Here is a 24,408-nt window from a genome sequence, read left to right on the forward strand (position 1 = left end):
GCGGCCGGCGTCGCGCTGCCGGTCATCCGGCCCACGGCCGCGCCGGACGCGGCCGTGGCGGCGACGGCGCCGAGGGCCGCGGCTTCCCACCAACTCTTGTCCGCTCATCGCAGGGGGAGGAAATGACCACCACTCCAGTCACTGAGGCGAGGCGGGAATCACCTGAGGACGTCTGTCTTCCCGATCTGCTCGACGCACAGGCCCGGACGCGCCCGGACGACACGGCGGTCGTCTGCGGAGACCTGCGGCTGACCTTCCGCGAGCTCGCGGAGGGCGGCGCGGCCCTCGGCGGGCACCTGCGGGAGCTCGGCGTGGACCTCGACGAATGTGTGGGGCTGTTCGTCGAGCCGTCGATCGACCTGATGGTCGGGGTGTGGGGCATCCTGCGGGCCGGCGGCGCCTACCTCCCGCTGTCCCCCGAATACCCGGAAGAGCGCCTCCGCTACATGATCGAGGACGCCGGCGTGCGGGTCGTCGTCACGCAGGACGAGCTCGCGGCCAGGCTGACCGAGCTGGCGCCCGCCGGGACGAGGATCGTCACCCTGAAGGACGCGGCGCGGTCCGCGGGCTCGCCCGAGGGCGACCGTCACCCGGGCCTGCGGCCGGGCAACCTCGCGTACGTCATCTACACCTCCGGCAGCACCGGCAAGCCGAAGGGGGTGATGATCGAGCACCGCAGCATCGTCAGCCAGATGCGGTGGCTGCGGGCCGGCTACGGGATCGGCCACGACAAGATCGTCCTGCAGAAGACGCCGATGAGCTTCGACGCGGCGCAGTGGGAGATCCTCGCGCCGGTCTGCGGCTCGGTGGTCGTCGTTGGCCCGCCGGGGGTCTACCGGGACGCCGAGCGGCTGATCGACGTCATCAGGACGCACGACGTCACCACGCTGCAGTGCGTCCCGACGCTGCTGACGGCGCTCGTGGACACCGAGGAGCTGCACGGCTGCACGTCGCTGACGCAGGTCTTCACCGGCGGCGAGGTCCTGTCCAAGACGCTGGCGACGAGCTTCTTCGACACCCTGCCGGGGTGCGAGCTGGTCAACCTGTACGGCCCCACCGAATGCACGATCAACTCCTCGGCGTACACCGTGGACCCGGCGGCCGTCGGCGAGGGCCCGCACGCGATCTCGATCGGCGCGCCGGTCGACCACACCGGCTACCACATCCTCGACCTCGGCGGATCTCCGGTGGCCGTCGGAGAGATCGGCGAGCTGTTCATCGGCGGCGTCCAGGTCGCCCGCGGCTACCTGCACCGGCCCGAGCTGACCGCGGAGCGGTTCGTGGACAACCCGTTCGGCGAGGGCCGGTTGTTCAGGACCGGCGACCTCGCGTACTGGAACGCCGACGGCACCGTCCAGTTCGTCGGCCGCGCGGACAACCAGATCAAGCTGCGGGGGTTCCGGGTCGAGCTGGACGAGATCAAGCTGGCGATCGAGACCCACGACTGGGTCAAGCACGCCGCGGTCATCGTCAAGGACGACCCGCGCACCGGATTCCAGAACCTGATCGCCTGCGTCGAGCTGAATCCCAAGGAAGCGGCGCTGATGGACCAGGGCAACCACGGCGCGCACCACCAGTCCAAGGCGAGCAGGCTCCAGGTCAGGGCGCAGCTGTCCAATCCCGGAGTCCGGGACGCCGCGGAGCTCGACGGCAGGCCGGTCGTCGACCTGCCGGGCAGGCAGGCGACCGCGCGGCAACGCGCGCTGGCGTTCGCCCGCAAGACCTACCGGTTCTACGAGGGCGGCGAGGTCGGCCGGGGCGACATCCTGAAACTGCTGGCCAGGCGGGCCGAGGGCGCGGACTCCCGCGGCCTGGACACCCTCGGCCTGGCGGAGCTCGGCGAGATCCTGCGGCACTTCGGCCAGCACATCAGCGAGGAGCGCCTGCTGCCGAAGTACGCGTACGCCTCGCCCGGGGCGTTGTACGCGACCCAGATGTACCTCGAGATCACCGGGATGGACGGCCTCCGGCCGGGCTACTACTACCACCACCCGGTGCACCACCGGCTCGTGCTGATCGGGCCGGCCGCCGGGGGGCCGGAGCCTCGGGTGAAGGTGCACTTCATCGGTAAGAAGCGGGCGATAGAACCGGTCTACAAGAACAACATCCGCGAGGTCCTGGAGATCGAGACCGGCCACATGGTCGGCCTGTTCGAGGAGGTGCTGCCCGGGCACGGCCTGGACATCAGAGCCCTCGAGTACGCGCCGGCCACGAAGGACCACCTGGACTGCGCCGACGAGGACCACTACCTCGGCACGTTCGAGCTGGTCCCGTACGCGGGGCCGCGCCCGGACGAGGTCGACCTCTACGTCCAGGCGCATCCCGGCAGGGTCCCCGACCTGCGGGCCGGCCAGTACGCCTACGAGAACGGGCGGCTGCGCCTGATCTCGGACGAGCTCATCCTCAAGAAGCAGGTCATCGCGATCAACCAGCAGGTCTACGACCGGGCCTCCATCGGCGTCTCGGTGGTCAGCAGGAACGACGAGGACTGGCTGCGCTACATCGACCTGGGCCGCACGCTGCAGCACCTGTCGATGAACGACGTCAACATCGGGTTCATGTCGTCCGGATACAGCTCGAAGTCCGGCGACGACCTGCCCTCGGCGCGCCGGATCGACGGCATCCTGCGCTCGCTCGGCCGGCCCACGGGCCCGTCCTACTTCTTCATCGGCGGGCGCGTGAGCGACGAACAGCGGTTGAGCGAGGGGATGAAGGAGGACCTGGTCCACATGAAGGGACCGGCGGAGATGATCAGGGACGACCTGATCAACTTCCTGCCGGACTACATGATCCCGAACAAGGTCGTCGTGCTGGACCGGCTCCCGTTCACGGCGAACGGGAAGATCGACGTCAAGGCGCTGGCCGCGTCCGGCGCGACGAACGTGGACAACGACGACCGGCCGTACGTCGCGCCGCGGACCGTCACCGAACGCCGGATCGCCGAACTGTGGAAGAAGGCGATGAAGCGGGAGACCGTCTCGGTGGAGGACGACTTCTTCGCCTCCGGCGGGAACTCGCTCATCGCCGTCGGGCTGATCAACAAGATCAACCGGGAGTTCTGCGGCTCGCTGCCCCTCCAGGTGCTGTTCGAGTGCCCCACGATCGAGAAGCTCGCCCGCCGGGTCGACGGACGCGACTCCGAGGCGTGCTCCCGGCTGGTGCCGCTGCAGCGGGAGGGCGCGGGCCGGCCGGTCTACTGCTGGCCCGGCCTCGGCGGGTACACGATGAACCTGCGCACGCTGGCCGCCAGGATGGGCGCCGCCCGGCCCTTCTACGGCGTCCAGGCGTACGGGATCAACCCCGAGGAGGTCCCGTACGCGACCATCGGCGAGATGGCGGCCGAGGACGTCAAGGCGATCCGGCGGGTGCAGCCGTCCGGGCCGTACACGCTGTGGGGATACTCCTTCGGCGCGCGCGTCGCGTTCGAGGCCGCCTACCAGCTGGAGCAGGCCGGCGAGCGGGTGGAGCACCTGTTCCTGATCGCGCCGGGCTCGCCGAAGGTCCGCTCGGCGGCCGCGGCCGGGCACGAGCGCGAGGCCGGCTTCGGCAACGAGGCGTACGTGACGATCCTGTTCTCGGTCTTCGCGGGCACGATCACCGGGCCGCTGCTGGAGCGGTGCCTGGCCGAGGCCGTGGACGAGGAGAGCTTCGCGGCCTTCGTCCACCGCAACTTCCCCGACCTGGACATCGACCTGGTGCGCCGGATCATGCGGGTGGTGGGCGAGACCTTCGAGTTCAGTTACACCTTCCGCGAGCTGGCCCGGCGGCGGATCGACGCGCCGATCACCATCTTCAAGGCCAGGGGCGACGACTACTCGTTCCTGGAGAACAGCAGCGGCTATTCGGCGACGCCCCCGGTCGTCGTCGATCTGGAAGCCGATCACTACGGCCTGCTCAAGGAACCGGACATCGACGAGCTGGCCGGAGCCATCGGGGATCGTCTCGGGACCCACCGTAAGGAGATCATCATGCCGCACGTCAGCATCAAGCACTTCCCCGTCCCCCTCACCGAGCAGCAGCACTCCGACCTGGTCGCGGCCGTGACCAAGGCGATGACGAGCGCCTTCGGATGCGAGGAGGGCTCGGTGTCGATCATCCTGGAGCCGGTCGCGCAGGAGCTGTGGGACGAGAAGGTCTACATCCCGGAGATCCTCAACCAGAAGCACAAACTGAACAAGCTGCCGAACTACGGCCCGGCCGCGACGAACTGAGGGGCCGACGATGACTAGGGAGCACGGCCGCGTCCCGCTGGTCTACAGCGAGGAGGTCGCGGACGCCCTCGCCGAGGGCCGGCCGGTGGTGGCGCTGGAGTCGAACGTCATCACCCACGGCCTGCCCTATCCGGACAACGCCGCCACCGCGCGGAAGGTCGAGGACGCGGTCCGCGCCGGGGGTGCGGTCCCGGCCACGATCTGCGTCGAGGGCGGCCGGTTCAGGGTCGGCATGACGGACGAGGACGTCGAGCGGTTCGCCTCGACCCCCGGCATCCCCAAGGTCAGCAGCCGGGACCTGCCGGTGATCCTCGCCCAGGGCGGGCTCGGCGCGCTGACGGTGGCCAGCTCGGTGGTGGCGGCCGAACTGGCCGGCATCCCGTTCTTCTCGTCGGCCGGCATCGGCGGCGTGCACCGGGGCGCGGAGAAGACGATGGACGTCTCCTCCGACCTGATCCAGTTCACCCGGTCGAAGGTGGCGGTCGTCTGCGCGGGGGCCAAGAGCATCCTCGACCTGGGCCTGACCATGGAGTTTCTGGAGACCCACTGCGTGCCGGTGGTGTCGTACCGGTCGGACGACTTCCCCGCGTTCTACTGCGTGTCCAGCGGCATCCGCAGCCCGCAGCGGCTGGACGACGAGCGGGTGATCGCGCGGGCGGTGGAGAACCACTGGGCGCTGGGCAACCACAGCTCCTTCCTGATCACCACACCGGTGCGGGAGGAGGACGCGATCGACGCGTCCGAGGTGGACGCCGCCATCGCCGGCGCGATGGCCGCGGCCGAGCGGGACGGCGTCCGCGGCAACGCGATCACGAAGTACCTCATGCGCGCCGTGGACGCGGCCACCGAGGGCCGGTCGTCCAGGGCGAACATGTCCGTGCTCGTCAGCACGGCCGAGGTCGGCGGCCGGCTGGCCGCGGCCCACGCGCGGTATCTGCGGGAGGCCGCCTGATCCGCTGCGCACCGCCCCGGAGCCACGAAGGCCCCGGGGCGGTCCGCTGTGCCGGGCCGGGCGAACCGGAAATCAATGGCGCTCGGGGCATAGCGCCGGAGCCGGTTCGCGCGATAGAAACGTCCCACACATTTTTCAGGGCTTGATGTAAGTCGGGCCCGCGGAGAGAGCGCTCTCTCGCTGCGTACGCAGCGGAAAGGACGACCCGTATGACGACCCAGACTCCTGGAACCGGGAGTCCCACCAGGCGGCGCCCCGGCCGCCGGATGATCGGCCGGGCGTTCACGGCCGGTCTCGTGCTGACGACCGCCGTCATGACGGCGGGAGCGACGGCCGCCACCGCCGCACCGGCCCATGGAGACCACGGCAACCACGGCGACCACGGAAACCCGGGAGCCGTCGACCTCGGCCCGAACGTCACCGTCTTCGACCCGAGCATGCCCGTCGACCAGATCCAGGCGACCCTGGACGCGGCGCACACCGCCCAGGTCGACAACGAGATGGGCACCGAGCGCCACGCCTACCTCTTCAAGCCCGGCACGTACGGCACCGCCGAGCGCCCCCTCCAGATCAAGGTCGGCTACTACACGGAGATCGCCGGTCTGGGCGCCTCGCCCACCGACGTCGTCATCAACGGCAAGGTCGAGGTCTACAACCGCTGCCTGGAGAACAACGGCACCGGCAACTGCCTCGCGCTCGTCAACTTCTGGCGCACGCTGTCGAACCTTTCCATCAACGTCAACGCGGCGGGCCAGGACGGCTGCCGCCAGTCGGCGAACTTCTGGGCCGTCTCCCAGGCGGTCTCCATGCGCCGCCTCAACGTCACCGGCGGCACCCTGTCGCTGATGGACTACTGCACCGCCGGCCCGCAGTACGCCAGCGGCGGCTTCATCGCCGACTCCCGGCTGCCGTCCGTCACGAACGGCTCCCAGCAGCAGTGGCTGACCCGCAACACCGAGGTCGCCGGGTGGTCCAACGCCGTGTGGAACCAGGTCTTCTCGGGCGTCGTCGGCGCGCCGGACGAGTCCGGCTTCCCGGACCCGCCCTACACCACGATCGAGAACACCCCCGTCAGCCGGGAGAAGCCCTACCTGTTCACCGACGCGCAGGGCGGGTTCGGCGTCCGCGTGCCGGACGCCAGGAAGAACACGCGCGGCGTCTCGTGGGCCGGCGGCATGACGCCGGGCCGTACGGTGCCGTTGTCCGACTTCTTCGTCGCGAAGCCGTCCGACTCCGTGCAGGCCATCAACAGCCAGCTCGCGCGCGGCAAGAACCTGCTGCTCACGCCGGGCGTGTACGACATCGCGCGGAGCATCGAGATCAAGCGGCCCGGCACGGTGGTCCTCGGCATCGGGCACGCCACGCTCACCGCCGTACGCGGTGCGGTTCCGATCGAGGTCGCCGACGTCCCCGGCGTGGTCGTGGCCGGGGTCACCGTCGACGCGGGCACGCAGAAGTCCCCGGTCCTGCTGCGGGTGGGCAAGGAGCACGGCGTGCGGGTCGGCAGCGAGCACGGCGGCCACCGGACGTCGGCGGACGACCCGACGACCCTGTCCGACGTGTACTTCCGGGTCGGCGGCCCGCACGTCGGCAAGACCGAGACCGCTCTCGAGGTCAACAGCGACAACGTGCTCATCGACCACACCTGGGTGTGGCGCGCCGACCACGGCGTCGAGGGCTTCACCGACACGCAGCGCTGGAACACCAACATCGGCCGGTACGGCGCCGTCATCAACGGCGACCGCGTGACGGCGACCGGCCTGTTCGTCGAGCACTTCCAGCGCTACAACACGGTCTGGAACGGCGAGGACGGCACGACGATCCTCTACCAGAACGAGCTGCCGTACGACCCGCCCACGCAGGCCGACTGGATGAACGGCAAGGTCGAGGGCTACGCCGGCTACAAGGTCGGCGACCGGGTGAAGAGGCACAACCTCTACGGCGCGGGCGTGTACGTCTTCAACCAGAACAACCCGCAGATCCACACCGAGAACGGCTTCGAGGTCCCGCGGACCCCGGGCGTGAAGTTGCACCACATCATGACGGTCAACCTCAGCGCCGGGACGATCGACCACGTCGTCAACGGCGTCGGCGACGCGGCCGACACGACCAAGGTCGGGGTGCCGCAGTACATCGCGGACTACCCCGCCCGGTAGCCGGTGGGCCGGAGTCCCCGCGACTCCGGCCCATTCTCCCTTTCACCGGTCGTCGCCGGACTCGCAGCGCCGCTTGAGGCTCTCCGCCTCCGTGCGCACGTACCTGCGGGTGCGGCCGCCGACCAGCAGGCCGATCAGCGGCGCCAGCGGTCCGGACTGGGCGATCCCGAGCAGGACCGACACCCCGCCGTCCCGGGGCGTGAGCACGTGCGTCGCGAGCGTGGTCACGCCCCCGCCGGCCGCCTGCCAGGCGAAGGACCGGCCTTCGGCGAACTCCGTCACCTGCCAGACCATCGGGGGAAGCCCCGGCTGCTTGATCCGTACGCGGACGCCGAGGCCCAGCGGACCGTCCCCGAGGTGCTCCACCGTGGTCATGGTGGGCGTGAACTCGGGCCACCTGACGACGTCCGTCATGACCTGCCAGACCCGCTCCGCGGAGGCGTCGATGTCGACGCCCGTTTCGAACCGCATGTCAGCTGTACTCCTTCGCCCGCTGGGGATGAGTCCCGCCCGGCGCCGGGCCGAGCCATCGGTGGTGCGGGTCGTCGACGTGGGTGCCGCGGTTGATCGGCATGGCGATACGTAACCGCACATATGTCCGGCCCCGCAATCCGATCGAAGACCCGCGCCAGGTGATGTCGCGGCCATGCCGTCTCCATGCGCGGCGTCCCTAGGTTTGGCCGTGTCGCACTCACGTGCTCCCCGCCGAGGGGAGCCGTCACGAGAAGGAAGGTCGAACCGTTGGCATGTACTGAGCGCTGGGAGCCGATCTACAACTGCCCCAGCTACCAGACGGGCAGGCAGCTCATCCGGGTCTGCGACGGCAAGGCGAGCGTGGTCCAGACCGAGCCCTGCCACTACCCGCAGCAGACGACCTGCAACTACAGCAATGGTCCCTACGGGCCGGGCACGTACGGCTCCCCCAGCTCGGGCCCCTGCCCGCCGCCCGTCTGCCCGCCCTTCCTGCCGAACTGCTAGGTCGTGTCTGACAAATCAAGCCCTGCTACGCGTGGCCCAGGCGGCGCCTCGCTGCGTTGTCGTCGTCGCCGATAACGCTGTTATCGGCTCCTCCTCCGCCTTGCGATGCATCCACCTGGATCCACGCTCGCGACGGGCAGCATTTGTCAGACACTCCCTAGGTCTCCGGGTGATCCGGGCCCGACCGGTCACCCGGACCTCGTGAAGGGGACGATCGGGGGTGCCGCGGCTGGCGTAGAGCCGCGGCACCCCCTCCCGAGAGTAGGGGTTGCCATGGAGTACGTCCTGGTCGGCTGCCGGTTTCTGATCGGCGTGGTCTTCCTGGTCTCGGCGGCGGGCAAGATACGCGGCCGGGACGCGTACGCCGCCTTCCGCCGGGCCGCCGGCGAGCTGGCGCCACGGGTGCCGCCGAGGCTGCGGTCCCTCGTGTCTTCCGCGGTCGTCGCCGGTGAACTGGCCGCGGTCGTGCTGCTCGCCGTTCCGGCCACGGTGGCGGCCGGGTTCGCGCTCGCCGTGGTCCTGCTGGCGGCGTTCACCGCCGCGATCGTCGCGGCCGTGCGCGCCCGCAGGCAGGTGGCCTGCAACTGCTTCGGCACCTCCTCCGCGCCGGTGGGACCGGCCCAGATCATCAGGAACACGGCGCTGCTGACCGCCTCGCTGGCCGGGGTGGTGCTCGCCGCAGGCGGCACGCCCGCGGCGCTCGAACCGGCCGGTGTCGTGGCCGCGGTGGTCGCCGCTCTGACCGGGGCCGGCCTGGTTCTGCTCACCGACGACGTCGCCGAGCTGTTCCGGCCGCTCACCTGAACCGCCGCCGCGGGTGCCGGCGGCGCCGTCACCGTCGTAGTTAGGGGTTGTCGTGTCGAATATCGTGGTGGCGCTCGTCTGCGCCGCCGTCCTGGTGTGCGTGCTGAACCTCGTCTTCACCGTGGGGATGGCCCGGCGGCTGCGTGCCCTCGGCGCGCTGCTGTCCCAGCCCGGCCCCGCATCGGACGGACATTCGTCTCCGGGTGGGTTCGGTCCCGTCATGCGCGAGTCGGGAGAGCGGCTGGGTGCGTTCAGCACCACCACGGTGGACGGCAGGCCGGTCGGCGAGGACTTCTTCGCCGGCGGCCCGGCGCTGGTGGCCGCGTTCTCCGTGGGATGCGGGGCGTGTGAGGAGCGCCTGCCGGAGTTCGTCCGGTTCGCCGAGACCTTCCCGGGAGGCAGGGAGCGGGTGCTGGCTCTCGTGGTCGGCACCGACGGCGTCGCCGAGAAGCTCGCGCGGCTGGAGCCGGTGGCCACCGTCGTGGTGGAGGGCCTCCACGGCGGGCCGCTGTGCGCGTCGCTGGGGGTCAAGGGCTATCCCGCCGTAGGGATCGTCGAACCCGGCGGAGTGGTCCGGGCATCCGGCACGCTGATGCACAACGTGACGGCCGCGCTGGAGAAGGTCTGACGATGCGGAAGATCCTCATTGCGCTGCGGTTGAGCTGGGAGGCCAGCCCGCTGTTCACCGCGGTGTGCGTTACGCTCACGCTGCTGACCGCGCCGGCGCCGGTCGTGACGGCCTGGCTGACCAAGCTGGTGCTGGACGAGATCACCGCCGGGGCCGGGCCCGGCGCGGTGCTCGGGAAAGGCCTGGGACTCGCCGCCGCGGGCCTGGTGACCGGCCTGATTCCGCACGTCACCGCGTACGCCTCGCAGGAGACCGAGCGGCGCGTCGGGCTCCTGGCCCAGGAACGCCTGTTCGCCGCGACCGAGCGGTTCGTGGGCCTGGCCCGGTTCGAGGATCCCGCGTTCCTCAATCGCATGCGGATGGCCCTTCAGCACGGCGGCACCACTCCGGGTGTGGTCGTCTCCGCCGTGCTGTCGCTCGTCGGTTCCGTCGTCACCGGGCTGGGCTTCCTGGGATCACTGCTGGTGATCTCGCCCTGGATGCCGATGCTGATCCTGGCCTCGGTTCTGCCGGTGCTGTTCGTCGAGATGTGGCTCGCCCGCAGACGTGCCGCGCTGTCGTGGCGGCTGAGTCCCATCGAACGCCGGGAGATGTTCTTCCGCGATCTGCTGACCAGCACCCAGGCGGCCAAGGAGATCCGGCTGTTCGGCATCGGCGCGTACCTGCGCCGCCGCATGACCGAACAGCGGCGCCTGGCCAACGCGGAGAACCGCCGCATGGACCACCGGCAGGTCGGCGCTCAGGGCCTGATCGGCCTCGGCGGGACGATGGTGGCGAGCGGGACGCTGCTGTGGGCCGTGCTGGCCGCCGCCGGCGGCCGGATCGGCATCGGTGACATCTCCCTGCTGGTCGCCTCGGTGGCCGGCGTGCAGAGCGCGGGCGTGTCGCTGGTGCACATCATCGCCCAGTGTCACCGGCAGCTCCTGCTGTTCGACCACTATCTGCGGGTCGTCGCCGCCGGGCCGGACCTGCCCGTCGCCCGGCCGCCCCGGGCGATAGCACCCCTGGCGCGCGGGATCGTCTTCCGCGACGTGTGGTTCCGCTACTCGCCCGACCATCCGTGGGTGTTGCGCGGCGTCGACCTGACCATCCCGTACGGGCACACGGTGGGCGTGGTCGGCCGCAACGGCGCGGGCAAGAGCACCCTGATCAAGCTGCTGTGCCGGATGTACGACCCGGAGCGCGGCGCGATCCTGTGGGACGGGGTGGACCTGCGCGACCTCGACCCCGCCGACCTGCGCGCCCGCATCGGCGCGGTCTTCCAGGACTACATGGAGTACGACCTGACAGCCGCCGAGAACATCGGCCTGGGCGACCTGGAGCACCTGCGCGACCGCGAGCGCGTCACCGCCGCGGCCGACGGCGCCGGAGCCCACGAGTTCGTCAGCCGTCTGCCCCGCTCCTACGACACGCTCCTGTCCAGGGTCTTCTTCCAGGAGGACGACACCCCCGGGGACAGCGCCGGGGACACCGGTGGCGCCCTCGGCGTGACCCTGTCGGGCGGCCAGTGGCAACGACTCGCCCTGGCCCGTGCGCATCTGCGGGCGGGACGTGACCTGATGATCCTCGACGAGCCCAGCTCCGGCCTGGACGCCGAGGCCGAGTACGAGATCCATCGCAGGTTGCGGCGGCACCGGGCGGGCCGTACCAACGTCCTGATCTCGCATCGGCTCAACACCGTGCGCGAGGCCGACCTGCTGGTGGTGCTGGACGAAGGAGCCGTCGTCGAGCGGGGAACCCACGAGGAGCTCACGGCACGCGGCGGCATCTACGCCGGCCTGTTCTCGATGCAGGCCGAAGGCTTCCTGGATTCCCTGCCCGAGAAGGTCCACGGGTGACCGGCACCGCTCGCTCCCGCCCTTGTGCCGCTCGTGGCCGGTGTCGCGTCATCCCCCCGCGGCCGACCGACGGGAGAGGGCGCCGTCCTTCGGGCGGTGCACGGCGACGAGATGGGCGTAGACGACGACGTTGTCGCGGTAGTGCCCACTGGCGGCGTCGAAGTCCCCGCCACACGTGATCAGGCGCAGGCCGGGGAACTTGACCATCCCGTAGACCTTGCGGGTGGGGAAGCGGTCCTTCGGCACCCGCTCCAGGGAGTCCACCTCGAAGACCGCCTGGGTGCGGTCTTTCCTGGAGATCCTCACCGTGTCGCCCGGACGCAGGTCGCCGAGGCGGAAGAAGACACCGGGCCCCTCTTTCGAGTCGACGTGGCCGGCGATGACCGCGGGACCGGGGGAGCCCGGCGACGGGCCGAGCCGGTACCAGCCGGCCTCGTCGACCCTGTCGAGGGGCGGGACCTCCAGTGTCCCGTCCGGGTTCTTGCCCAGCGTCATCAGCGTGGTCCGCACGCCGATCTTCGGGATCTCCAGCCTGACCGGCGGTGACGACGGCAGCGCGCGCGCCGTGGCCTTCGGCTGCGCCCGCGGGGTGGAGACGCTCACGGGCGGCGCGGGCGGCGCCGCCTGACGGTCGCCGGAGGGCCCTGCTGCGACCGTGACGGCGACCGTGACGCCGACGGCGGCCGCGGCCAGGCCCAGAAGGACGGCGACAACGGCCCTGCCCATTTCATCACCGTTCCCACCCTGAAATCTCCGCGCACATCGTATGTCGCGTTGATGTAAACCAGTCACTTTCGTCACGCGTGTAACCTCTAGGAAGTAGTTACCACGATGCGGCGGTTTGCTGGGAGCTGGACGGGTTTCAAGTGGTTCTGTCAGAAACTCTGCCCATGCCGCCGGAGGCCGGGCGCGGCCACGCGCCTGACGCCGGACACCGCGGACATGCCTTCACACCGGTCCATCCGGGCGACCTCGCGGAGGCCCGTACGGGCCGGCACCGGGCCGCGAAGGGCGCCGACGGCAAACGGGACCTCCCGGAGGTCGACCCCTCGCGCATGCACGTCACCGTGCTGGTCCCGGCGCACAACGAAGAAGCCCAGATCGCCGAGACGATCACGTCGCTGCACGCGCAGCGGCGCGGGCCCAACCGCGTCATCGTGATCGCGGACAACTGCACCGACAGGACCGAGGACATCGCCCGCGCGCACGGCGCCGAGGTGATCAGGACGATCGGCAACCGCCACAAGAAGGCGGGCGCCCTCAACCAGGTGCTCGAAGTCCTGCTGCCGCAGCTGGGGTCCCGGCACGCCGTGCTGGTCATGGACGCGGACTCGGCGCTCGATCCCGGTTTCATCCACCATGCCGTCCTCCGGCTGGCCACCGGCGAACTGGCCGCGGTGGGAGGCACCTTCACCGGCAAGCCGGGCGGCGGGCTGGTGGGCATGTTCCAGCGCAACGAGTACGCGCGCTACGCCAGGGACGTGCGACGGCTGCGCGGAAAGGCGCTGGTGCTCACCGGGACGGCGACGCTGTTCCGCGCGCTCGCGCTCAAGGAGGTCGTCAGGGCCCGCCGCGGCGGCCGTCTCCCCGGCCGCGACCAGGTGTACGACGTACGTGTCCTGACCGAGGACAACGAGCTCACCCTGGCGCTGCTGCACCTACGGTTCCGCATCCTGTGTCCCGCGGAGTGCACGCTCACCACCGAGGTCATGGAGACCTGGAGGGACCTGTTCAAGCAGCGGCTGCGGTGGAAGCGGGGGGCGCTGGAGAACCTCACCGACTACGGCTGGACGCGGGTCACGTTGCCCTACTGGGGCCGCCAGCTCCTGTCGCTGGTCGGGATCATTGTGATCTTCGCGTACCTGGGCGCCACGGCCTGGTCGATCGCGGTCACGGGCACGCTCACCTTCCATCCGCTCTGGCTGGCGGTCACGGGCGTCTTCATGGTCGAGCGGATCGTGACCGTACGCAGCAGGGGTGGCGGGCAGATGGCCGTCGCCGCCCTGCTGTTCGTAGAAATGATCTTCGATGTCTTCCTGCAGTTAGCACAGGCGAAAGCCTTCTGGGACGCCGCATGGCGTCGGGAAAGGAAATGGTGAACATGTACAACAACCCACCCATCGGGGGTGTCGCAGCGGGCTTCGGCGGTGCGGCGCTGACCGCCCCGTTCATGGGCTGGAACGCGCTCTGGATCGCCCTGGGCCTGTTCACGCTGGTGTCGGCCGCCGTGGCGGTCAAGCGGATCATCCCGAAGCGCGGGGCCTGACCACCCCGCTCCCTCCGTAGAGCGCTGGGTCGGCCGAACGCCGGCTCAGCGCCCGCCGGGCAGGCCGGCGCCGAGCCCGGCGTCCCTGGCCCGGGCCACCGCGGCGGCCCGGTCGCCGACGCCGAGCTTGCCGTACACCGTGCTCACGTAGTTGCGGACCGTCTTGTCCGAGACATAGAGCCGGGAGGCGATCGCGGCGTTCGACAGCCCGCGCGCCATCAGGTCGAGGATCTCGACCTCGCGCTCGGTGAGCTCGGGCAGGACGGGGTTGGCGACGGGCCGTCGGGACTCGGCGCCGACGAGCCCGGCGAGCGCCCGGGCGGCGTTCCGGCCGAAGTAGGCGCCGCCGTCCCGGCACGCCTCGAGCGCCCGCAGGATCTCGGCCCGGCCCGCCCCCTTGAGCAGGTAGCCGCGCGCGCCCGCGCGTACGGCCGCCGCCAGCGACTCGTCGGACTCCAGCATCGTCAGCACCACGACGGCCACGTCCGGAAGCTCCGCCCGCAACCGCCCCGTGGCCTCCACGCCGTTCATGACCGGCATGTGAAGATCCATCAGGACGACGTCGGGCGCCAGCCGGACCGCCAGGTCGACGGCGGCCGCCCCGTCACCCGCCTCGCCCACGACCGTCACGTCGGGACGGCCGGACAGCGCCGCGATCAGCCCCTCGCGGTACATGGGGTGGTCGTCCACGATCAGCACGCGCATCTCACACCTCGACTCTCGGCAGCCGCACGCTGATCTCGGTGCCGCCGCCCGCCGGGGCAAGGATCTCGCATCTCCCGTCAAGCTGGGCGGCGGCCTCGGTCATCGACTCCAGGCCGACTCCTGCGCGCCAGCCCGGGGCGGAGCCGGTCATGCCGACGCCGTCGTCCCTTACGGTGAAGTGCAGTGCGTCGGGAGCCAGCGCCACGTCGATGTCGCAGCGCCCGGCACGCGAGTGCCGGGCGGTGTTGGCCAGCGCCTCGCCCACGATGCGCAGAGCCGCCGCCTCGATGGCGGCCGGAAGCGGGGGCAGGCCCTGAGCGGGCAGGTTCAGCCGGACCGTGAGGCCGGGGCGGTCGAAGGCCGCCGCCTGTGCGCGGAGCGCCTCGGCCAGGCCGAGGTCGTCGAGGGCGGACGGGCCGAGGCCGTCCACGATCCTGCGGACGTCGCTCACGGCGCCAGCCAGCCACGCGGCGCACCGGTCGGCCAGCTCACCCGCACCGTCCGGGTCGTCGGCCGCCAGGTCGCGGATGGTCTCCAGTTGCAGCTGTACGGCCGACAGGCTCGGCCCGAGATGGTCGTGGAGGTCGCGGCGCAGCCGGCGGCGTTCCTCGGCGCGCGCGGCGACCAACGCCCGCCGCGACCGGTCCAGATCCGCGGCGAGCCGGGCGGCGTGCGCCGCCGCGCCCGCCTGCCGGGCCAGCACGTTCAGCAGCCGGGCCTCGGCGGGGCGGAACTCACCGGCGCGCGGCCGGGTCAGCACGAGCTCTCCCACGGCCTCCCCGGCATGCACCAGCGGCACCCGCACCGGGTCGGCGCCGACGTCGTCCCCGTGGCGGGACTCCGGTCCGTCGAGCACCAGCACCCACACGACCGGCACCCGCAGGATCCTGGCGACGTCCCCGGCCAGCCGTTCCAGTGCCTCGGCGGGGGCCGCCGCCGTCTCCAGCGTCGCTCCCAGCCGCCCCAGCGCGTCGTACGGGTCGGCCGCGTCGCCGTACAGCAGCCGCCGTACGCCCCGCTGCAGCAGGCGGTGGACGGGAGCCACGCTGATGGCCACCACGGCCGCGGCGACGAGGGGAGCGCCGAGGCTACGGCCCAGCAGGTCCCCGAGCAACGCGACGACCACCGTGTAGCAGAGGGCGATCTCGGCCGACATGAGCGCCCAGACCAGGCCGCGGCGCAGCACGGTCTCCATGTCCCACAGCCGGTATCGCTGGATCGCCGCCACCACGGAGACCGGCAACGGCACGGCGGACGCCGCCAGCAGCACCCCCGAGCCGCGCGCCGGCACCGCCTGGGCGGCGGCCAGCAGGAGCAGCGTGCCGGCCACTCCCGCGAGGACCCAGGCCAGCCGGCCGCGCTCGTCGCCCTCGGCCCGGCGCAGGCGTACGCCCAGGGAGGCGAGCCCACCGAGTGACGCCACGGTGATCAGGGCCAGGCTGACCGGCAGCAGCGCCTCGGCGCCCGCGACTCCCAGAGGGTTGAGCAAACCGCTTTCGGCCAGCGCAGGGTCGTCGCCGTGCTCCCAGGGCAGCAGCGCCCAGGCGGCCGACCCCGTCGCCACGGCTGCGCAACCGGTGTACATCAGGGGGCGGAACACCCGCGACGGCCGTTCCCCGGACGGCAGCCAGTAGGGGACGACGGCCGCCACGATCACATAGGCGGGCAGCCAGCTCCAGGCCGACAGCCACAGCACGGTCAGGTGGCCGGGCCAGTGCGGCAGGGCCGCGGCGGCGTACTCCGCGGTCAGAGCGCCGGTCGCGGCGCTCACGCTCACCGCGAGAAAGAGCCCGCCCAGGACGGCCCGGCCGCGCCGGATGAGGAACGCGCCGGGCGGGCCGTACACGAGGGCCGTCACCGAGATCCACAGCCAGTAGTCGTCGGCGAACCCCGCCGGCGACCGCAGCCGCAGCCCGAACCCGGCCAGGGTCGCCGCCGCGGCGGCTCCCGCGACCGAGTCCCCGATCAGCACCGTACGCGTATGCACGAGGTGAATTGTCCGTTATTTGGTGTCCCGTCCGCATGGGACAAATCGTCCTTATCGCGGAAGGGGGCGGTGGGCTCAGGCGGCCCGGGACAGGGCCGCGTCAGTGTTTCGGCATGCGGCGGACGGGCCGCCACGCACGAAGGAAACGCGATCATGAGAACGAACAAGCCCTACCTGCTCGCCGCGGCGGTCGTCGCCGGCCCGATCGCCGGAGTGGTCTGGCATCTGGTCGACACCGTCGGCCTGCCCCGCACCGAGGCGGCGGACTACCTCGCCCAGGTGGCCGCCGACCGGGACGGCTACGCCCTCGGCACCCTGCTTTACATGATCTTCGTGGGGTGTTCCATCCCCGGCGGCCTGGCGGTCGCGCGGGTGCTGCGCGACCGGGCGCCGCTGGCCGGGGCGATCTCCGGGCTGCTGCTCGCCCTGGCCGGGGTGCTCGGCCTGATCGTTTCCGGCATGCGGCCGGTGGTCCTGGGCCTGGCGCCGGAGGGCGGCGTGGCCGCCGAGGCCGTCGCGGCGTACGGGAGATACCAGGGCTCGGCGTGGTTCGGCGGGATCATGCTGCCCATGCTGGCCTCGGCCGTGGCCGGGCTGGTCACGCAGGTAGCCGCGATCCTGCGCACCGGCGTGCTGCCGCGCTGGACGGCTCCGCTCCTGGTGGCGGGTTTCGTCCTGTCCAGCGGGGAGTTCTCCCTCGCCGTCACGGTGGTGGGCACGCTGGTCCAGCTCGCGGGCACCGCGCCGCTGGCCGCCAGGCTCCTCGCGGGCCCCGAGGCCGTGAGCGAGGCCGTGAGCGACGCCGAGCCGGCGCCGGCGGCCCTCACCTGAGGCCGGGACGGCGGAAGGCCCCTCTCGTCACGCGACGAGAGGGGCCTTCCCGCGTGCTGATCAGGGGCGGACGCCGTACAGAATACGCCTGCCCACTCCCGGAAACTCGGTGACGGACCAGAGCATCGGCGTGCTCGTGGCACGGTTCCAGTAGAGGTCCTGGACGCCCGCACCGGCGTAGTGACGAGTCACCGCCGTCGCGCCCGGCCGGGTCACGAAGCGTCCGGCGGCGCCTCCGTGACTCGTCGTGAACTGGTACGTCCCCTTCCAGGACACGCCGCCCTGCGCGTACCGGACCGGCTGGGTGTACACCGAGGTCGGCCTCGCCGTGCCGCCGGAGGTCCGCAGGCAGCCCTTGGTGCAGGGGGTCTTGTCCGGCAACAGCGGGAAGCGCGCCACGCGCCCCTTGCCGCAGGCGGAGCTCGTGCACCACTCACCGGTGAGGAAGCTCGGCGGGGAGGTGCTCCTGTCGAGACCCGCGTACGTGTAGCACGGTGGGTAGTGGAGGTCACCCGCCCGGCACTTCTGCGGCGTGGTGAGGGGGCCGACCGACGGCCGCCATATGCCGCGCAGCGGCAGGATGAAGCGGTAACCCTTGGAATAGAACCGGCCCTTGTACAGGCCGTAGGGACGGGTGGCGGCCTGCGGCGACGTCAGATCGGCGCGCGGGCTGAGCGCCAGGTCGATCAAATTGTGCAGGTCGAAGACGAGTATCCCGTTGAACTCATGCCTCGGGCCGTCGTCCGCGACCAGAAGGTACTGGTGATACCAGACGAAGCCGCCCGCGTGGGTCGGCACCGAGGTGAAGGTGACCCCGTTCTTCCCGTACCGCGGCAGCGCCAGCAGCACATGCTGATAGCGGTGCGCGAAGGACCCCATCGGCGCCTGCTCGTCGAGGAACGTCACCCTGGAGGCGATGGGCGTCCTGTCGGTCGTGCTCGCCCGGCGGTACCAGCCGAAAGCGAAGGCACGCTCCCCGTCGACGACTCCGTTCGCGGTCGCGTCCCAGGTGCCGCTGACTCCCTGCGGATACCACCTGTTCGTGGTGGAATCCACGGGATTGAGGCAGATCCAGTAATCGCTGCGGACCGGGTACGCGCCGCCCAGCGCGCCGTGCGCACGCTTCGCCTCGGGACAGCCGACGGGACCGCTCGAGGCGATGTGGCCGGGCTGGCCCAGCAGTTGCGAAATGTTCGTGTACCGGTACGACTTCGGCAGGGCAAGAGCACCGCGCAACTGGGTGATGAGCTGCCGGTACGACCTCTTGTCGGGACCGATCTCATCCCAGCGCAGCGAGTAGAGAGTGTTGGTGTTCGCGCTGAGCTTCGCCATCGGCGTTGGTGTGTTCGCCGGATCATGGGCCTGCGGCACGCCGGCCGCCGCGCCCTGGCTCGCCACCAACGCCGCCGTGAGCACGGCGGCGACCGATACCGCCGTCAGCGCACGCAAGGGACGGAATCTCACATGTTCTCCTGACTGGCCCGGATGTTCTCGGGTGCGTTCGTTCGCACGAGCGTGCTGATGCAGGTGGAAAAACGCGCGACGAAAAGCAGATTTCCGCACACGTCCGGTCGCGCCGAATTTCCTGGCGACCATGTATCCGGAACATAGCAACGGCCCGCCGGAGCGCCCGCGCCAGTTGAAGTGCGCCTTCCTCAAGGAAAGTGCAAAAAAACGAGGGGCACGTGTTTGGCGCCGCTTGTTCGATGCGATCTGCCCGGACTTGTCGTTCAGCCGGAGCCGGAGCCGGTGTCGGCGTGGCCGCGCTCCACGGTCTGCTCCCGCCGTCCCTCGGACCCGTCCGCGGTCGCCCCACCCCGGCGCAGGACGGCGGCCGCCGCCGCGACGGCGGGCACCAGGATGACCGCCGCCGCGACGTTGACCGCGCGGAAGCCGCCGGCGGCGAGGATCGGCCCGGCCAGCGCGGCCGCCGCGGCGCCCGCGTAGTTCATGCCGGCGTCGGTGGCCCCCTGCAACGGCACCCGTACGTGGTCCGGCGCGGCGCCGGTGAGCAGCGCCGACCCGGAGATCATCGACGCCGACCAGCCCATGCCGAGGACGGTCAGCGCGAGCGCGGTGAGCGCGCTGCCCTCGGAGGCGGACGCGGCCACGAAGCCGAGCGCGACGGCCGCCACGAGCATCAGCATTCCCGCGCACGCGGTCCGGACCGCGCCGAGCCGGTCGGCCAGCCATCCGAAGACCGGGCTGAAGGCGTACATGCCGAGCACGTGCAGGCTGATCACGACGCCGACCAGCCGCAGCGACATGCCGTGGTGCTGCATGTGGAGCGGTGTCATCACCATGACCATGACCATCGTCGCGTGCGCGACCGCGACGAGCACGACCGCGAACCGCGCCACGGGATGGGCCGCCGCCCACCGCAGCGCCGTCGACGCTCCCGCCGTGCGGGGGCCGTCGCCCGCCGCGCCGGTGACCGGCGCGGACGGCCGTACGGCGGGCCGGAGGAACAGCGCGATCACCGCGCCCGCCAGGGCGAAGGACACGACCGAGACCAGGTAGGGCCCGGCGAGGCCGGGCAGCCCGAGCCACCTGCCGAACCGGTCGGCCACCTCGCTGAGGTTGGGGCCGGCCACGGACCCGATCGTGGTGGCCCAGATGACGATCGACATCGTCCTGGCCCGGGCGGCGGGGGCCGCGCCGTCCGCGGCGGCGTACCGGGACTGCAGGTTCACCGCCTGGCCGACGCCGAACATGGCCAGCCCGGCCAGCAGCACGACGAGCTGGGAGACGACGGCGGCCGTGACGATCAGCGCGCCGCCGAGCACGGCGATCGCGTACCCCAGGGTGAGCGAGCGGCGCCGCCCGTGCCGGGCCGCGACGCCGGCCAGCGGCACCGCGGCGACCGCCGCGCCGAGCACGCCCGCGGCCTGGCCCAGCCCCGCGACGGACGTGCCGCCGAGCCGCTCCACGAGCAGCCCGCCGACCGCGAAGCCGGAGGCGACCGCGACCCCGCCGAGCAGGTTGCCGGTGACGAGGGCGCCGATGCCGCCACTGCGCTCCACGCTCCGCACGGACACCACTGCCGGAACCACCTTTCCTTACGCCCGGTCCGGTGTGTCCCGGAAAGCGCCATCTGATGATAGATCTGTCATCCGGTGTCGGTGTGGTGCGTGGGCTCAGCGGCGCCCCGACGAGCGACGCGGGGAACACGCCCCCGGGTCTCCCCCGCGGGAGCCGGGGCGTGCGGCCTTGATACAAGGGACGTACGGGCGCCTGCGCGAGGGGGTCCCATGCCCGAAGGCCGGTGGCAGTTCTGGGTGGACCGCGGCGGGACGTTCACCGACGTCGTCGCGCGGGGGCCGGACGGGCGGCTGGTGACGCGCAAGCTCCTGTCGGAGAATCCGGCGCGCTATCCCGACGCGGCGGTGGCGGGCATCCGCTCCCTGCTGGGCCTCGCCGCCGGGGAACCGATCCCGGTCGAGCGGATCGAGTCGGTGCGGATGGGCACCACGGTCGCCACCAACGCGCTGCTGGAACGCCGGGGCGAGCGCACGGCGCTGGTCATCACGAAGGGGTTCGGCGACGCGCTGCGCATCGGCTACCAGAACCGGCCGCGCATCTTCGACCGGCGGATCGTGCTGCCGGAGATGCTGTACGAGCAGGTGGTCGAGGTGGACGAGCGGATCACCGCCGACGGCACGGTGATCCGGCCGCCCGACCTCGAGGGGCTCGCACCCGCGCTGCGGCGACTGCGCGCGGAGGGAGTCCGCGCGGTCGCGGTCGTCTGCCTGCACAGCCACCTGCACCCGGCGCACGAGCGGGTGGTCGGCGACCTGGCCCGCCGCACCGGCTTCCCCCAGGTCTCGTGCTCCAGCGAGGTCAGCCCGCTGATGAAGCTGGTGCCGCGCGGGGACACCGCCGTGGTCGACGCGTACCTCTCGCCCGTCCTGCGCGGGTACGTCGACGCGGTCGCGCGGCAACTGCCCGGCGTACGGCTGATGTTCATGCAGTCGAACGGCGGGCTGGCGGAGGCCGGGCACTTCCGCGGCAAGGACGCGATCCTGTCCGGTCCGGCCGGCGGCATCGTGGGCATGGCGCGCATGTCCCGGCTGGCCGGTCTCGACAAGGTGATCGGCTTCGACATGGGCGGCACGTCGACCGACGTGTCCCACTACGCGGGCGCGTACGAGCGGGTGTTCCAGACACAGGTGGCCGGCGTGCGGCTGTGCGCGCCGATGATCGCCATCAACACGGTGGCGGCGGGCGGCGGGTCGATCCTGCGCTTCGACGGCCGGCGCTACCGGGTCGGGCCGGACTCGGCGGGCGCCGACCCCGGCCCGGCCTGCTACCGCAACGGCGGGCCGCTGTGCGTCACCGACGCCAACGTCATGCTCGGGCGCATCCAGCCCGGCCACTTCCCGAAGGTGTTCGGCCCGGACGGCGACCTGCCGCTGGACGCCGAGGAGGTGCGGCGCCGGTTCGCCGAGACGGCGGCCGACATCCGCGGGCGGACCGGCGACGAGCGCGGGCCCGAGCAGGTCGCCGAGGGCTACGTGCGGGTCGCGGTCGAGAACATCGCCAACGCGATCAAGCAGATCAGCGTGCGGAAGGGCCGTGACCTCGGCGAGTACGCCCTCACCACGTTCGGCGGCGCGGGAGGCCAGCACGCCTGCGCGGTCGCCGACGCGCTCGGCATCGGCACCGTGCTGGTGCCGCCGATGGCGGGCGTGCTGTCCGCCCTGGGCATCGGCCTGGCCGACACCACCGTCATGCGGGAGCAGTCGGTCGAGGCCCGCCTGGAGCCCGCCGCCATGCGCCGGCTGACCGGTGTCGCGGACGCCCTGGAGGCGGCGGCGCGACGGGAGCTCCTGGACGAGGAGGTCCCGGCCGGGCGGATCCGGGTGACGAGGAGGGTGCGGCTGCGGTACGAGGGCACCGATACGCCGCTGCAGGTCGACCTGGCCGGGCGGGACGCGATGGTGTCGGCGTTCGAGGCCGCCCACCTGCGGACGTACTCCTTCCTCATGGACCGGCCGCTGGTCGCGGAGGCGGTCTCCGTCGAGGCCGTCGGACTGACCGAGCAGCCCGGCCTCGCGGACCTCGCTCCCGGATCCGGCGCCGCCGGCCCGCCGTCCGCGGACGCCGTGCGGTTGTACACGGGCGGCGCGTGGCGTGAGGTGCCGCTCTACCGGCGGGAACGGCTGCGTCCCGGGGACGCGCTCACCGGTCCGGCGATCGTGGCCGAGGCCGACGCGACCACCGTCGTCGACGACGGCTGGCGGGCCGGGGTCACGCCGTACGGGCACCTGCTGCTGGAGCGGGCGCGGCCGCGGCGGAAGGCCGCGGGCGTGACCACCGAGGCCGACCCGGTCATGCTGGAGATCTTCAACAACCTCTTCATGTCCGTCGCCGAGCAGATGGGCGCCAGGCTGGGAGCCACCGCGCAGTCGGTGAACATCCGGGAGCGGCTCGACTTCTCCTGCGCGTTGTTCGACCCCGGCGGCGGCCTGATCGCCAACGCGCCGCACATCCCGGTGCATCTCGGCTCGATGGGCGCCAGCGTGAAGGAGGTGGTCCGCCGCCGGGGCGACGGCATCCGGCCCGGCGACGTGTACGCGATCAACGATCCGTACCACGGGGGCACCCACCTTCCGGACGTCACCGTCGTCACCCCGGTCTTCGACGACGCGGGCCGGGAGATCCTGTTCTTCGTGGCGTCGCGCGGCCACCACGCGGAGATCGGCGGGCTCACGCCCGGCTCCATGCCCGCGGCCAGCAGGAGCGTGCACGAGGAGGGCGTGCTGTTCGACTGCCGGCTGCTGGCCGACCGCGGCGGCCTGCGCGAGAAGGAGACGTGGCGGCTGCTCACCGAGGCGCCGTACCCGTCCAGGGACCCGGCGACCAACCTGGCCGACCTGCGCGCGCAGATCGCCGCGAACGCCAGGGGGGTCGAGGAGGTCCGGGCGATGATCGGCCACTTCGGCCTGGACGTGGTGCGGGCCTACATGCGGCACGTGCAGGACAACGCCGAGAGCGCGGTGCGCGAGGTGATCGGCGCGCTCAGCGAGGGCGGGTACCGCTACGAGACGGACTGCGGCGCGGTCATCGCGGTGCGCGTCTCGGTGGACCGCGCCCGCCGTACGGCGACGATCGACTTCACCGGCACCTCGCCCCAGCTCGACTCCAACCTCAACGCGCCGTCGGCCGTGGTCACCGCGGCCGTGCTGTACGTCTTCCGCACCCTGGTGGCCGACGAGATCCCGCTCAACGACGGGTGCCTGCGGCCGCTGCGGATCGTCGTGCCGGAGGGGTCGATGCTGGCCCCGGCCTATCCCGCGGCCGTGGTCGCGGGCAACGTCGAGACCTCCCAGGCGATCACCGGGGCGATCTACGCCGCGCTGGGCGTCCAGGCCGAGGGCTCGGGCACGATGAACAACGTCAGCTTCGGCGACGAACGGCACCAGTACTACGAGACCGTCGCCTCGGGCTCCGGCGCCGGTGACGGCTTCGACGGGGCGTCGGCGGTGCAGACCCACATGACCAACTCCCGGTTGACCGACCCCGAGGTGCTGGAATGGCGGTTCCCCGTGCTGCTGGAGGAGTTCGCCGTCCGGCGTGGCAGCGGTGGGGCCGGACGATGGCGGGGCGGGGACGGGGTGGTGCGCCGCATCCGGTTCCGGGCGCCGATGACGGTCAGCGTGCTGTCCGGCCACCGCCGGGTGCCCCCCTACGGCATGGCCGGCGGCGCGCCGGGGGCGCTGGGCGTCAACCGGGTGCGACGCGCCGACGGGAGCGTGGTCCGTCTCGCGGGATGCGACTCGGTCCGGGTGGGGCCGGGCGACGTGCTGGAGGTGGAGACGCCGGGCGGCGGGGGATACGGCCGGCCCTGACGGCGGCGCCCCGACGGCGGCGCCCGGATGGGGGCGCCCGGATGGCGGAACGCGGAACGGGCACCGCCCTCCTCGCCGTGAAGGACGAGGAGGGCGGGCTTCGAGCGGTTTTTCGCCGTAACCACACCGGGCGGCTTTTCTGGCGATGAGCCGCGGGGTTGCGCCTGACATGGCAGGCGCTTGCCACGAAGCCTTTCATGC

At 71.8% G+C, this 24,408-nt stretch carries 17 protein-coding genes; 11 read left to right on the forward strand and 6 right to left on the reverse strand.

Going from position 1 to position 24,408, the window contains the following annotated elements; genetic code table 11:
* Positions 1–122: 122 nt before the first annotated feature.
* The 3 genes from HHX30_RS10985 (at position 123) to HHX30_RS10995 (ending at position 7,319) form a co-directional block, all read left to right on the forward strand.
* A complete protein-coding gene (locus HHX30_RS10985; protein WP_169981775.1) occupies positions 123–4,211 on the forward strand; it encodes an amino acid adenylation domain-containing protein in 4,089 nt (1,362 codons plus the stop codon).
* A gap of 10 nt (positions 4,212–4,221) precedes the next feature.
* Positions 4,222–5,163: a pseudouridine-5'-phosphate glycosidase gene (locus HHX30_RS10990; RefSeq protein ID WP_169981776.1), complete on the forward strand. Its 942-nt coding sequence runs from the start codon at positions 4,222–4,224 to the stop codon at positions 5,161–5,163.
* A gap of 209 nt (positions 5,164–5,372) precedes the next feature.
* Entirely contained in the window at positions 5,373–7,319 is a 1,947-nt protein-coding gene (locus HHX30_RS10995) for an adenylyl cyclase (protein WP_249349893.1), read from the forward strand.
* 42 nt (positions 7,320–7,361) lie between these two features.
* Here HHX30_RS10995 and HHX30_RS11000 read toward each other — a convergent pair whose 3' ends face one another.
* On the reverse strand, positions 7,362–7,790 hold the full coding sequence (locus HHX30_RS11000) for an SRPBCC family protein (protein WP_169981777.1): 429 nt from the start codon (positions 7,788–7,790) through the stop codon (positions 7,362–7,364).
* A 270-nt stretch (positions 7,791–8,060) separates the two neighbouring features.
* Here HHX30_RS11000 and HHX30_RS11005 point away from each other — a divergent pair, with 270 nt between their 5' ends.
* The 4 genes from HHX30_RS11005 (at position 8,061) to HHX30_RS11020 (ending at position 11,567) form a co-directional block, all read left to right on the forward strand.
* A complete protein-coding gene (locus tag HHX30_RS11005) occupies positions 8,061–8,297 on the forward strand; it encodes a hypothetical protein (protein WP_169981778.1) in 237 nt (78 codons plus the stop codon).
* A 273-nt stretch (positions 8,298–8,570) separates the two neighbouring features.
* A complete protein-coding gene (locus tag HHX30_RS11010) occupies positions 8,571–9,101 on the forward strand; it encodes a MauE/DoxX family redox-associated membrane protein (protein ID WP_169981779.1) in 531 nt (176 codons plus the stop codon).
* 52 nt (positions 9,102–9,153) lie between these two features.
* Positions 9,154–9,729, forward strand: coding sequence for a hypothetical protein (locus tag HHX30_RS11015; protein WP_169981780.1), 576 nt, complete (start codon positions 9,154–9,156; stop codon positions 9,727–9,729).
* A 2-nt stretch (positions 9,730–9,731) separates the two neighbouring features.
* Positions 9,732–11,567, forward strand: coding sequence for an ABC transporter ATP-binding protein (locus tag HHX30_RS11020; RefSeq protein WP_169981781.1), 1,836 nt, complete (start codon positions 9,732–9,734; stop codon positions 11,565–11,567).
* Between the two features lie 48 nt (positions 11,568–11,615).
* Here the strand turns inward: HHX30_RS11020 and HHX30_RS11025 are convergent, their stop codons facing one another.
* On the reverse strand, positions 11,616–12,293 hold the full coding sequence (locus HHX30_RS11025) for a class F sortase (RefSeq protein ID WP_169981782.1): 678 nt from the start codon (positions 12,291–12,293) through the stop codon (positions 11,616–11,618).
* Positions 12,294–12,457: 164 nt separating this feature from the next.
* On the opposite strand from HHX30_RS11025, the gene HHX30_RS11030 reads away from it, so the two are divergent.
* On the forward strand, positions 12,458–13,666 hold the full coding sequence (locus HHX30_RS11030) for a glycosyltransferase family 2 protein (protein WP_169981783.1): 1,209 nt from the start codon (positions 12,458–12,460) through the stop codon (positions 13,664–13,666).
* A 2-nt stretch (positions 13,667–13,668) separates the two neighbouring features.
* On the forward strand, positions 13,669–13,833 hold the full coding sequence (locus HHX30_RS11035; RefSeq protein ID WP_169981784.1) for a hypothetical protein: 165 nt from the start codon (positions 13,669–13,671) through the stop codon (positions 13,831–13,833).
* A gap of 45 nt (positions 13,834–13,878) precedes the next feature.
* Here the strand turns inward: HHX30_RS11035 and HHX30_RS11040 are convergent, their stop codons facing one another.
* A complete protein-coding gene (locus HHX30_RS11040) occupies positions 13,879–14,538 on the reverse strand; it encodes a response regulator transcription factor (protein WP_169981785.1) in 660 nt (219 codons plus the stop codon).
* A gap of 1 nt (position 14,539) precedes the next feature.
* A complete protein-coding gene (locus HHX30_RS43205; RefSeq protein WP_169981786.1) occupies positions 14,540–16,525 on the reverse strand; it encodes a histidine kinase in 1,986 nt (661 codons plus the stop codon).
* A gap of 153 nt (positions 16,526–16,678) precedes the next feature.
* On the opposite strand from HHX30_RS43205, the gene HHX30_RS11050 reads away from it, so the two are divergent.
* Positions 16,679–17,356, forward strand: a complete 678-nt coding sequence (locus tag HHX30_RS11050) for a hypothetical protein (protein WP_169981787.1) — start codon at positions 16,679–16,681, stop codon at positions 17,354–17,356.
* A gap of 60 nt (positions 17,357–17,416) precedes the next feature.
* Here HHX30_RS11050 and HHX30_RS11055 read toward each other — a convergent pair whose 3' ends face one another.
* Positions 17,417–18,820 carry a hypothetical protein gene (locus tag HHX30_RS11055; RefSeq protein WP_169981788.1) on the reverse strand — a complete coding sequence of 468 codons (1,404 nt, stop codon included), beginning with the start codon at positions 18,818–18,820 and terminating at the stop codon, positions 17,417–17,419.
* Between the two features lie 266 nt (positions 18,821–19,086).
* A complete protein-coding gene (locus HHX30_RS11060; RefSeq protein ID WP_211591851.1) occupies positions 19,087–20,397 on the reverse strand; it encodes an MFS transporter in 1,311 nt (436 codons plus the stop codon).
* A 210-nt stretch (positions 20,398–20,607) separates the two neighbouring features.
* Here HHX30_RS11060 and HHX30_RS11065 point away from each other — a divergent pair, with 210 nt between their 5' ends.
* Complete coding sequence (locus HHX30_RS11065; protein ID WP_169981789.1) at positions 20,608–24,207, forward strand: hydantoinase B/oxoprolinase family protein; 3,600 nt, start codon at positions 20,608–20,610, stop codon at positions 24,205–24,207.
* Positions 24,208–24,408 lie beyond the last annotated feature (201 nt).

The sequence above is a fragment of the Microbispora sp. H10836 genome, assembly GCF_012999525.1.
Taxonomy (GTDB): domain Bacteria; phylum Actinomycetota; class Actinomycetes; order Streptosporangiales; family Streptosporangiaceae; genus Microbispora.

What these genes read in the sequence shown, in the direction of transcription:
- HHX30_RS10985 (WP_169981775.1), top strand. Translation starts at nt 123, where the DNA reads ATGACCACCACTCCAGTCACTGAGGCGAGGCGGGAATCACCTGAGGAC.
- HHX30_RS10990 (WP_169981776.1), top strand. Translation starts at nt 4,222, where the DNA reads ATGACTAGGGAGCACGGCCGCGTCCCGCTGGTCTACAGCGAGGAGGTC.
- HHX30_RS10995 (WP_249349893.1), top strand. Translation starts at nt 5,373, where the DNA reads ATGACGACCCAGACTCCTGGAACCGGGAGTCCCACCAGGCGGCGCCCC.
- HHX30_RS11000 (WP_169981777.1), bottom strand. Translation starts at nt 7,790, where the DNA reads ATGCGGTTCGAAACGGGCGTCGACATCGACGCCTCCGCGGAGCGGGTC.
- HHX30_RS11010 (WP_169981779.1), top strand. Translation starts at nt 8,571, where the DNA reads ATGGAGTACGTCCTGGTCGGCTGCCGGTTTCTGATCGGCGTGGTCTTC.
- HHX30_RS11020 (WP_169981781.1), top strand. Translation starts at nt 9,732, where the DNA reads ATGCGGAAGATCCTCATTGCGCTGCGGTTGAGCTGGGAGGCCAGCCCG.
- HHX30_RS11025 (WP_169981782.1), bottom strand. Translation starts at nt 12,293, where the DNA reads ATGGGCAGGGCCGTTGTCGCCGTCCTTCTGGGCCTGGCCGCGGCCGCC.
- HHX30_RS11030 (WP_169981783.1), top strand. Translation starts at nt 12,458, where the DNA reads ATGCCGCCGGAGGCCGGGCGCGGCCACGCGCCTGACGCCGGACACCGC.
- HHX30_RS11035 (WP_169981784.1), top strand. Translation starts at nt 13,669, where the DNA reads ATGTACAACAACCCACCCATCGGGGGTGTCGCAGCGGGCTTCGGCGGT.
- HHX30_RS11040 (WP_169981785.1), bottom strand. Translation starts at nt 14,538, where the DNA reads ATGCGCGTGCTGATCGTGGACGACCACCCCATGTACCGCGAGGGGCTG.
- HHX30_RS11050 (WP_169981787.1), top strand. Translation starts at nt 16,679, where the DNA reads ATGAGAACGAACAAGCCCTACCTGCTCGCCGCGGCGGTCGTCGCCGGC.
- HHX30_RS11065 (WP_169981789.1), top strand. Translation starts at nt 20,608, where the DNA reads ATGCCCGAAGGCCGGTGGCAGTTCTGGGTGGACCGCGGCGGGACGTTC.